The organism is uncultured Campylobacter sp. (assembly GCF_937997405.1).
In the GTDB taxonomy this organism is placed as follows: domain Bacteria; phylum Campylobacterota; class Campylobacteria; order Campylobacterales; family Campylobacteraceae; genus Campylobacter_B.
In genome coordinates this window covers 1-10729 of the sequence record NZ_CALKTL010000066.1, presented here as the reverse complement: position 1 = coordinate 10729, position 10729 = coordinate 1, and the positions used below count along the sequence as shown (strand labels likewise).

The 10729-nt window shown below is 48.9% G+C and carries 9 protein-coding genes and 1 pseudogene; all 10 read left to right on the top strand.

What is annotated here, in order from left to right; all coding sequences use genetic code 11:
• Positions 1-973 (top strand): 8-methylmenaquinol:fumarate reductase iron-sulfur subunit (gene sdhB, locus Q0372_RS03345; protein ID WP_298102536.1); only part of this gene is annotated, 973 nt, incomplete at its 5' end.
• Positions 974-983: 10 nt separating this feature from the next.
• A complete protein-coding gene (gene sdhE, locus Q0372_RS03340; protein WP_297896025.1) occupies positions 984-1841 on the top strand; it encodes an 8-methylmenaquinol:fumarate reductase membrane anchor subunit in 858 nt (285 codons plus the stop codon).
• Positions 1842-2228: 387 nt separating this feature from the next.
• A complete protein-coding gene (locus Q0372_RS03335; protein ID WP_298102533.1) occupies positions 2229-3374 on the top strand; it encodes a hydrogenase small subunit in 1146 nt (381 codons plus the stop codon).
• A 2-nt stretch (positions 3375-3376) separates the two neighbouring features.
• Positions 3377-5098 carry a nickel-dependent hydrogenase large subunit gene (locus Q0372_RS03330; protein ID WP_298102529.1) on the top strand — a complete coding sequence of 574 codons (1722 nt, stop codon included), beginning with the start codon at positions 3377-3379 and terminating at the stop codon, positions 5096-5098.
• Positions 5099-5101: 3 nt separating this feature from the next.
• Positions 5102-5776, top strand: coding sequence for a Ni/Fe-hydrogenase, b-type cytochrome subunit (cybH, locus tag Q0372_RS03325; protein ID WP_005870440.1), 675 nt, complete (start codon positions 5102-5104; stop codon positions 5774-5776).
• Positions 5773-5868, top strand: a pseudogene (locus Q0372_RS03320) (hydrogenase expression/formation protein); the annotation flags it as partial. The gene cybH and the pseudogene Q0372_RS03320, both read left to right, overlap by 4 nt.
• Positions 5869-5895: 27 nt before the next feature.
• Positions 5896-6651: a hydrogenase maturation protease gene (locus Q0372_RS03315; protein ID WP_298102539.1), complete on the top strand. Its 756-nt coding sequence runs from the start codon at positions 5896-5898 to the stop codon at positions 6649-6651.
• Positions 6635-8272 carry a hypothetical protein gene (locus tag Q0372_RS03310; protein ID WP_298102526.1) on the top strand — a complete coding sequence of 546 codons (1638 nt, stop codon included), beginning with the start codon at positions 6635-6637 and terminating at the stop codon, positions 8270-8272. The genes Q0372_RS03315 and Q0372_RS03310 overlap by 17 nt, the downstream gene beginning before the upstream one ends.
• Positions 8273-8283: 11 nt before the next feature.
• Positions 8284-8547, top strand: a complete 264-nt coding sequence (locus tag Q0372_RS03305) for a hypothetical protein (protein ID WP_298102523.1) — start codon at positions 8284-8286, stop codon at positions 8545-8547.
• Between the two features lie 10 nt (positions 8548-8557).
• A partial coding sequence (locus Q0372_RS03300; RefSeq protein WP_298102521.1) for a Sua5/YciO/YrdC/YwlC family protein occupies positions 8558-10729 on the top strand: 2172 nt, incomplete at its 3' end.

Genomic DNA, 10729 nt, shown 5'->3' with positions numbered 1-10729 from the left:
GAAATTTATCATAGACCGCTTCGACGGAAGCAAAAATTATAAGCAAGCCTACGAGCTTAGTTTGGAGCAGATCAAAGGAAAGACCCTGCTTGGAGTTTTGCAATTTATTAAGCAAAATTTAGACATCACTTTAAATTTTACCGCAGCGTGCCGTATGGCGATATGCGGAGCTTGTGCCGTAAGGGTAAACGGACACTCATATCTTGCCTGCGATACCAAGATGGAGGCTCTGCTTGCAGAGTATGAAAACCCTGATAGCTTTACGATCTCTGCGTTAAATAATTTTCGAGTGATCTCGGATCTAGTAGTGGATTGGGAACCTAGTATCGAAAATTTAAGAAAGATCAAGCCTACTATTACGCCTAAGAAAGAATTTAGCGCCGATAAGGGCTGTAAGCAAAGCCCGGAGCAGATGGAGCGCGTCAAAAAGCAGTGGGATTGTATCCTTTGCGGATGTTGCGCTAGCGAATGCAATAAGCTTGGAGCCGATGCGAGCGATTATATGCAACCCTTTGTTTTTACGCATGCTAACCGTGCCGCATTTGATTCAAGAAGCAGGAACGCTATGCCTCATCTAAAGCCTGCGGTGCTAAACGGATTATGGCTATGCGTACACTGCCAAGAGTGCGCCGATCGCTGCCCTAAAGGCATAAGCGCTCAAAGCGACATCACCGCACTTCGCGCCTTAGCGATGAAAAAAGGCTTAACCGCAGGAAGCGGCCCTGGTCACGCGGAGGCATTCCTGCTAGACATCGTAGAGGGAAGCGGAAGATTAAACGAGATCAAGCTTGCTCTAAGAAGCGAGGGGGTATTTGCAAATATGGGCAAGATGGACGTAGCGGCAAATTTAATGGCTGCGGGCAAGATGAATCCTTTGCACGTATTCGGAGGCGAGGAGATCGAGGGTCATGCGCAGCTCGTTAAGATGATAGAGGCCGCACGCAAAGCTCAAGCTAGCGGCGAGATAGAATAAGGAGGAGAGGATGAATAACGAATTTGCATTTTTCCCGGGTTGCGTTTTAAGTCAAGCCGCAAAGGAATCTAAAATTTCACTTGAAGCGATCGCTCCGGTACTGGGTATTAAACTTCACGAGATAAAGGGCTGGAGCTGCTGCGGGGCTAGTCAAGCTCAATGCGTCGATCCCATGGCAAGCTTGGTAGCCAATGCTAGAAACATCGCGCTAGCCGAGGGTATGAATATGCCTCTGCTAACTACCTGCTCCACCTGTATGCTAACTCTAACTAAGGCTAAACTTACTCTAGATAAGGGTGCTAAAAGCTATATCAATACCTTTTTAAAAGAGGGCGGTATGCAGTATCAGGGAAGTACCGAGATAACGAGCCTGCTTTGGGTGCTATATCAAAGCTTAGATACATTAAAAGCTAAAGTCGTTAGACCGCTAACAAATTTAAAAGTAGCGCTATTTTACGGCTGCCACTCATTAAGACCGGAGCGCGAGCTTAAGAAAGAAAGCTCTACCAATCCGAAAAGCTTTGAAGCGGTAGTTAGCGCACTTGGCGCTCAGATCGTGCCTTTTGAAAAACGCCTTGATTGCTGCGGCTTTCACGCTAGCTATCCTGCGGTAAAATCGGTATCTAAAATGTCAAGCGAGATCGTAAATGACGCTGCCGAGCATGGAGCGGACGTCGTAGTTACCCCTTGTCCGCTATGTCAGATGCAGCTTGATATCTATCAGGAGCGATACCAAGAAGCGATGAACTCCAAGGCAAGAAAGCCGATCATCCACCTATCCCAGCTTGTGGGGCTTGCTCTTGGGCTAAGCAACGAGCAGCTTGGGCTAAACATCAATATCCAAGATGCAACGAGATTGGTAAGCTAATCTTTGGAAATTTTCTAAAATTTAACGGGTGATTTTGCAAAAATGCTTCGCTGCGGCGCACAAATAGTGCGCCTGCTAGTATCGCACAAAATCATCCAACCTACGCCTGCTTTATCCTAAAATACTTTTCACCGCTATAAAATTCTTGGATAAAATTTTATCGCCTCGTAAATTTTAATGCTTCATAAAATTTAATGTTTTCTCCGCCGTCATTTAACGTTTCGTCCGCTGAGTAAATTTTAATTCGCCTTTTATTTTTAAATTTTAAACCCATTAGACAACGAATAAATATAAAATTTTAATTAAATCTAACGAAATTTAAGGTGCATGAATTTTAAATTTTGATAGAATGCCATTTAAAAATATCCTAAATTTCAGGAGGACATTATGGTTGATTTGGCTCAAATTTCGGCTAGACTTGATGCCGTTGAGCGTTTGCCGCGAATAAAAGCGGATGAGAGCATACAAGAAAGGCTTAAGAGCAAAGGTTTTTCGCGTCGCGATTTTATGAAATGGAGCGGAGCGATGACTGCGATGCTTGGTCTTCCGGCCGCATTTGCACCGAGCGTGGCGCGAGCTGCGGAGCTTGCGGATCGCCTGCCGGTGATCTGGCTTCATATGGCGGAGTGCACGGGCTGTAGCGAGAGCTTGCTACGCACAGAGACGCCTAGCATTGATAGCCTAATATTCGACTACATCAGCCTCGAATACCACGAGACGATCATGGCTGCTGCAGGCTGGCAAGCCGAGGAAAATTTAGAGGGCGCGATCGAAAAATACAAGGGGCGATATATCTTAATGGTCGAGGGCGGAATCCCAAGCGGCGAGAATGAATTTTTCCTAACCGTGGGTCCTGAGGGCAAAAGTGGAGCTCAGCACTGCAAACACGCGACCGAAGGCGCTGCGGCAATATTTGCGATCGGCACCTGTTCGAGCTTCGGCGGTATCCAAGCCGCAGCTCCGAATCCGACCGGCGCCGTAGGTTTGGACAAAATCATAAACAAACCCGTCATCAACGTCCCGGGCTGCCCGCCTAGCGAAAAAAACATCGTCGGCAACGTGCTAAATTTCATCCTTTTCGGCACGCTTCCAAGCCTTGACGTTTACAACCGACCAAAATGGGCTTACGGGTTACGCATCCACGATCTATGCGAGCGCCGCGGGCATTTCGACGCGGGCGAGTTTGTAGAAAGCTTCGGCGATGCGGGCGCAAAGAACGGATATTGCCTTTATAAAGTAGGCTGCAAGGGCCCTTATACGTTTAATAACTGCTCGCGCGAGCGCTTCAACTCCCACACTAGCTGGCCGGTACAGGCTGGTCACGGCTGCATAGGCTGCTCGGAGCCTGATTTTTGGGATCATATGGGACCTTTTGAGGAGCCTTTAGCGGATCGCCTTTACGAAAGCGTTTTCGGCGGGCTCGGCGCTGATGCTACCGCAGATAAGATAGGTGTCGGAATTTTGGCGATCACGGGTGTTGCGGTAGTGGCACACGCGGCGATTGCGTCATTTAAGAAAGATAAAGGGGAATAATCATGTCGCAAAGAATCGTAATAGATCCGATAACCAGAATAGAGGGACATTTAAGAATAGAGGTTGTAGTGGATGATGAAAACATCATACGCGACGCTTATAGCAGCTCCACTTTATGGCGTGGGCTTGAGACCATAGTAAAAAATAGAGATCCGCGCGACGCGGGATTTTTTATGCAAAGAATTTGCGGCGTCTGCACCTTCTCGCACTACAAAGCGGGCATCGTCGCGGTAGAAAACGCCCTCGGCATAACTCCGCCGTTAAATGCCTTGCTAACGCGCACGCTGATGGCTAACGCGCTGTTTTTGCACGATCATCCGGTGCATTTTTATCAACTCCACGGGCTTGATTTCGTAGATGTAGTAAGCGCGCTTAGCGCCGATCCTAAAAAAGCAAGCGAGGAGGCGTTTAAATACTGCGATACCCCTTATGCGTGCGGCGCGGATAAACTAAAAGAGGTACAAGATCGCGTGGGCGCTTTCGTTAAAAAAGGCGCTTTGGGACCTTTTGCCAATGCCTACTTCGGACACCCAACATATAAGCTTAGCCCGGAGCAAAATTTAATCGCTCTTTCGCACTATCTTGAGTGTTTGCGCATTCAGCGCACGGCGGCTCAGATGATGGCGATATTCGGCGCGAAGCAGCCTCATCCGCAAAGCCTCACCGTAGGTGGCGTAACCTGCGTGATGGATATCCTAAGCCCTGCAAGACTGGGTGAATATATGTCTAAATTTAAAGAGGTCGCAGACTTCGTAAATCGCGCCTACTATCCTGATCTCGTAATGGCTGCGAAGGCTTACGGCAACGAGCCTAGCGTGCTAAACGATATCGGCGTGGCAAATTTATGGACTCATCAAGAATTTCAGCTTTCAAAGAACGAATGGCTATTTCAAAGCGGCATGATTATGAACGGCGATATTAGCAAGGTTTTGGAACTGGATGAGAACAAGATCACCGAGGAGGCAACGCATGCGTGGTATAAAAACGATGCGGCGCTTCATCCTTATGACGGCGAGCAGGAGCCGAATTATACAGGCCTTCAGGACGGACAGAGCATCGACGCGCACGGCAAAGAAGCGCATACGAAGGTGCTCGACACCCAGGGCAAATACACCTGGATCAAGGCTCCGCGCTACGACGGCAAGCCGCTTCAGGTAGGACCGCTTGCAAATATCGTGGTAAATTACGCCAAGAAAAACGAGCGCGTAGTAAAAGTCGTGGATCAATTCCTAAAAGACGCCGGCTTGCCGCTTGAAGCGGTATTTTCGACGCTTGGACGAACGGCATGCCGTATGATCGAGGCCAAAGTCGTAGCCAACAACGGACTGATCGCGCTAGAAAATTTGATCGCAAACATTAAAAGCGGCGACACTGAAACCTGCGCAAAATATGTAATCGATAACTCCAAAGAGTACAAAGGTCGCTATATCGGTCATGTGCCGCGCGGCGCACTTAGCCACTGGTGCAGGATCGAAAAGGGCGTCATCAAAAACTGGCAGGCGGTCGTGCCATCTACTTGGAACGCCACACCGAAGGATAAAGACGGCGCTATGGGCGCTTACGAATCCTGCTTGATCGGGCTTAAACTTGCCGATCTTTCCAAGCCGCTAGAGATTATCCGCCGCATCCATTCATTCGATCCTTGCATCGCCTGCGCCGTGCACGTAATGGACGCTAAAGGGGCGGAGCTTGGCTGCTATAGGGTAGATCCCAGCAAAGGATAAACGATGAAAAAAAGATTTGCGGAATACGAGTTCTCAATCGGTCTTAGGCTCACGCACTGGCTGCGTGCGCTTTGCATTACGATTTTAGTGATTACCGGATATTACATCGCCTTTGTTTTCACCGCGCCCGAGGTGAGTCCCGAGCCGGTGCTTTTCATGCAGGCTAAATTTAGATTCGTGCATCTGATCTTCGGCTTTGCGATGATCGGCGCGGCGATCTTTAAAACTTATCTTTTCTTCTTCGATAAAAAGAGCAGAAAAGAGCTTTTAAGCATCAAGGATTTTTTTAGCCCGCGCGTCTGGATCGCCCAGATCAAATACTATATCTTTTTGGGCGAGCACCCGCATCTTCGCGGCGTTTACAACCCGCTACAGTTCATCTCCTATCTGGGCTTTTATCTAGTGCTGTTCGTAATCTGCCTAACGGGTATGATATTATATGTGCATGTCTATCACGAAGGGCTCGGCGGCGCGCTATACGGGCTCTTACGCCCGCTGGAAGCCGCGATGGGCGGTCTAAGCGAAGTTCGAATGATACATCATCTTTGCATGAATATCATCATAATCTTCGTGCCGATCCACGTCTATATGGCGGTCTTTAACGCCGTCAAGGGCAGGGATGGCGCGATGGATGCGATCGTAAGCGGCTATAAATTTAAAAAGGAAGAGCACGCTTGAGAGTGCTGGTACTGGGTATCGGCAACGTCATCTACGCGGACGAGGGCATAGGCGTGCACTTCGTCCGCGCGCTCGCGCAGAACTATAAATTTTATCCTAAAACCGCCGTACGAAATTTTATGGCGGGCGAGGATTTCGCGGCGCAGAATTCTACTCAAAATTCCGCCCAAGTCTCTGCGATACAAAATTTTACCTCGCAAAATTCCATAGAGCGCAACTCCTTGCAAAATTTTGCGGATAAGAATTTTATCTCCGAGCAAAATTTTGCAGCAGTAAATTTAAACCGAAATTCTACTCCAGAACATTCCGCAAAGCAGAATTTCGCTTCAAATTCTGCTTTGCAAAATTCCGTCATAAATTCCGCAGCGCAAAGCTCTATCAATGCGGACTTTGTCGCTGTAAATTCCGCCGCACCGAGCAACAGCTCGGATCAGATCCGATTTATCGACGGCGGGACTCTGGCTAGCTTTTTGATGCCTACGATAGCGGAATTTGATGAAATTTTGCTCGTAGATTGTATAGACGCGGACGGCGCAAAGAGCGGCGAGGTGTACCTTTTCGACTACGACGCGATGCCTAAGCAGATCAGCTGGAGCGGCTCGGCACACGAGGTCGAAATGCTTCAAACCCTGCAGATGATGGATCTTTGCGGCGATCTGCCTCACGTTAAAATTCTAGCGGTCGTGCCGCGGCGCATCGAGGAAGCGAGCTTTAAGCTAAGCTCCGCGATATTAAAATCTTCAAAAACTATGGAAAAAACGGCGCTGCAGTACCTATCGGATCTTGGTTTTGCGCATGAAAAAATCGCCGATCTTAGCGCCCAAGATATCGCGGATCGATTTGCAAAAAGGGGGCGAGATGATAGTAGCATATGAGTTTAACTACCTTAATGAAAACGCGCTAATAGCGCACTTCTTGCTGTTTTATGCTCGCAAAAGCGCACTTGAGTTTTGCCTAAAAAAAGAGGCGAGCTTAATAAGCCTTTTCGTACGCGGCAGTGAGGATGAAATTTTAAAATTTAGCGACGAGGCGATGCCTCTGATACCAAACTCCATATTTTTGGCAAAATCCTCCGTGCGCGTGGTGGACGAGGACGGCGCCGAAGCAAAAACGCTGAAATTTAACGGCACGTTTGAAGATACCTCCTCGGGCGATATAAGTAAATTTTTAGAGGATGAAATTTCAAACGCCCATAACACGGCTAAATTTAATAACTTCACTCCGCGAGTAATGAAAGAATACCTCGCTCACGCCGAGCCGTCTCAAAACGAATTCGCAATAATAAGCGGCGCTAGCGTGCTTCATGAGGGAAAATTTGAAGCGGTAAACAGGGAGAATTTTGCTCGCTTACTGGAGTTTTGCCGCATAAACTTATTTCATGCTCAGCAGGTGCAGATTAAGCGCGGCGGCGCAACTTTCACGCTCAAAGCGGACGTGGATTTTAGCGCCGATTTTCTGATGGCTGCAGGAGTGGGGGCGCTGGATGGGATTTTTGTGAGCGACGAAAAGAGCAAAATCGCGCTCGCAGCCTTCGAAAAGCCACTCATAAGCCTAAAAACCAATGCGATCTTTAGAAAAAATCACGAGAACGCGCCTAAATTTTTTGACGTGAAGCTTGCGGGCGACATATTCGTGTTTGCGCTGGGGCGCGCTTTGGCAAGCGACGGGATCTATTTTTTAAGCGCAAAATGCGAAAGCGCGGCGCAGAAAGATAAAATTTTTAAAGTCGCGCCGCTACAAAACGGCTTTTTGATCGTGCAAAACGAGGATTTTTTAAGCGGCAGCGCAAGCGCTTATCTGAAAAACTCAAACGACAAAAACTCCGCTCTTTTTGCGCTTACGTGCCGCGAGAAGGGGGTTTTGAACGACTCCAAAAAACGCGTTTTGCGCTACTTTTTGGGAGTAGGCGCGGACGACGAGATCGTAATTTATGGCGAAAGCTCTAAGAAAATTCTGCTGAAATTTGATCTGCCGCGCAGCTTCGACGAGCTTAAGGCGCAAATTTGCGCAGATGAGACGGGCGCGAAGCTGTTTGAAAATTTCAGCGCCAAATTTAACGTAAACGCCGCAAAAATCGATGAAATTTTAAAAAGCGCAAACGCGGGATTTCACAGCATCTTTAGCGTCGCCGCACAGCTTATCTGGGGGCGCGATGCGGCGTTTTTGATGGCGGCTGCGGAGGATTTTGCGGGCGGTAAAGGGGTGCGGCTTGATTTTTGCACCGATGAGTGCGGCTGCGTGCAAGCGGATAAAATTTTGCGCTCAGCGATGAGCTATGCGCTCGCAGGCGCCAATGAAAAGCTGTTTGCGTTTGGATTTTTCGATAGTTTGGGCTATTTTTTAAGTGATCTGGCGGATGAGCGCAAAGAGGATTTTGACGTTTTGATCTTCGGCGGAGCGATGTTTAGCGGGCGCAAATTTGCGGATTTGATGCTTAAGCTTTGCAAAAATTTTGACGCGAGCTTTAGCGACAGCTTCGCGCTTCAAGCTCGCTAGATTAGGCATATATGCGAATTTTCGGCAAAACTCCTAAGTCTTATCCGCAAAACAGCGAGTTGCGCGGGCATTGCGGTGCCGATAGCTGCGCCATACGGGCTAAATTTAACGCAGATGAGATCACGCGAAATTTCAAAAAAGCGGCAAAGGGCGCGGAAGCAAAGGATCAAATTTTATTAAATTTAGAGCATATTTTGAGGCGCCCGGAACGTTTTGTCCACTTGCCGCGAACGCAACTTGCTTGCAAAATAGCTCCTGCGGCGCGCAATTTATGAAAGCACATACATGAAAGCGGCTAAATTTGAGGTTTTCGGAGCGGTGCAGGGGGTCGGATTTCGCCCGTTCGTCTACAAGCTCGCCGTGGATTTGGGGCTGAAAGGCGAGGTTTATAACGACGGCGAGGGCGTTAAAATCATCGTTTGCGCAGACCTTTCCGAGCCGCAAAAAGGCTTGATTGATAAAAATTCCGCCCCTTTAAATTTAGATGAGCCAAATTCTAACGAAATTCAAGCACAGAAAGTATCGTTATCGGCTGCTCGGTCTTTAAATTCTACCGAGGCGGATTCTAGCGAGACCGCAAGCTCGTCACTAAATTTTACGAGCTCAAATTTAAATCCGAACTCCATTTTACCGCAAAGCGCACCGAGCTCGCCGAATAATTCGGTCGGCTTGCCACGTGATTTAACGAATGATTTAGCAAACCTGCCCGATTTGACGAGCTTGTCGCATGGTTTGACGAGAGATTTTCAAGCCGCAGTGAGCGTGAAATTTTTACCAAACTTATTCGAGACCGATCTAAACGAGCAGGGCTCCATTTTTCCCGCTTCGTCGGATCAAAATTCCGTCGTGCAAAATTCGTCGCAGCAGCGTGGTATATCACAGAATGAATCGTTGCAAGGCTTGCAAAATATTAAGCGCGACTTGCAAGGCGCGAAGGGAGATTTGGACGGCTTTAAACACGATTCGCAAAGCGCAGGGCAAGATCTGTGCGAAGAAAAAATTTTAAAAATTTTCGAGCAGCGCCTTCGCAGCGAGGCGCCGCCGCTTTGTCGTATCGATAAAATTACCCGCACCGATCTAAATACGCAAGATTTTACGCAGAATTTTACTGATTTTAAGATCACGCAGTCCAAAGAGGGGCGTAAATTTAACCCGATCCTGCCCGATTTTGCGATTTGCGATCAGTGCAAAAAAGAGTTTTACGACCCGCAAAATCCGCGCTTCCATTATCCTTTTATCAACTGCACCGATTGCGGTCCGCGCCTTAGCATCATCACCGCGCTGCCATACGACCGCGCAAACACCACGATGAGGGCGTTTGAGATGTGCGAGTTCTGCCGCGGCGAATACATGGACCCGCTCACGCGCCGCTATCACGCCGAGCCGATCTCCTGCCCGCACTGCGGCCCGCGGCTGTTTTTATGCGGCGCAGGCGGTGAAATTTTATCTAGCGGCGAGGATGCGATAGCGCGCACGGCGGAGCTTTTGCGGCGCGGACAGATCGGCGCGATCAAAGGGATGGGCGGCTTTCACATCGTCTGCGATGCGACGAACGAGCGCGCAGTACGGATGCTGCGAACGCTCAAAAAGCGCCCAAGCAAGCCCTTTGCGATCATGTGTCGCGATGCAGCGCAGGCGGAGCGCGCAGCGAACCTAAGCGCAGAGGAAAAGGCACTGATAGACTGTAACGTCAAGCCGATCGTGATTTTAAAAAAGCGTGATTTTGTTTGGCGCACGCTGACGGGCTTTACGGCAGATTTCGGCACGCAAAATTTAAAGGCGCAAAGCAAAAATCCTATATCGCCGAGATTTGTGGGCGAGCAAGAAAAGTCGGTGCAAAGGCAAGGCTCTGAGCTACAAAATTTACGCAATTTCGCAGCGCAAAATTTTAGCACGCAAAATATTGGAGTTTGCGCGGAGCAGGGCGGGTTGCAGAGTGCGCAAATTTTTAGCAAAACGGCGCGCCGCAATTTCTCCTGCGACATGCTAACGGCAGGCGACTCGCAGTGTGCGGCAAACAAGTTAGAGCGCGCATACGATCGGTCTGATTTGCAACGCGCGGCTAAAAATTTGAACTCGCCGCAAGCAGAAGGCGAACTAGAGCTGCGACATACAGCTAATGAGTTAAATTTACAGTCCGCAGCGGATAGCCAAGACTTGCGATGCGCGGCGAAGAAGTCTGATTCTTGGCTTGCGACGGACGAGTCTATTTCGCAAAATTTGGCGAATATGCAGGGCTTGCGATATGCTGCAAATAAGGCGGATTTGCAGCGCTTGGTGAACGAGCCGAGTCCGCAACAGACGATAAATTCGGAAGGCTCATGCTCTGCGCAGGCGTGTGTGGCGGACGCGCATGGCGCATGTTCCAATAACGAGGACGATTTCGTGCGTTTGCCTGCGAGCTTTTCGGCTATTTTTAAGGCGGGTGCGATTTTTATCGCTCCAAGCGTGGCGCCG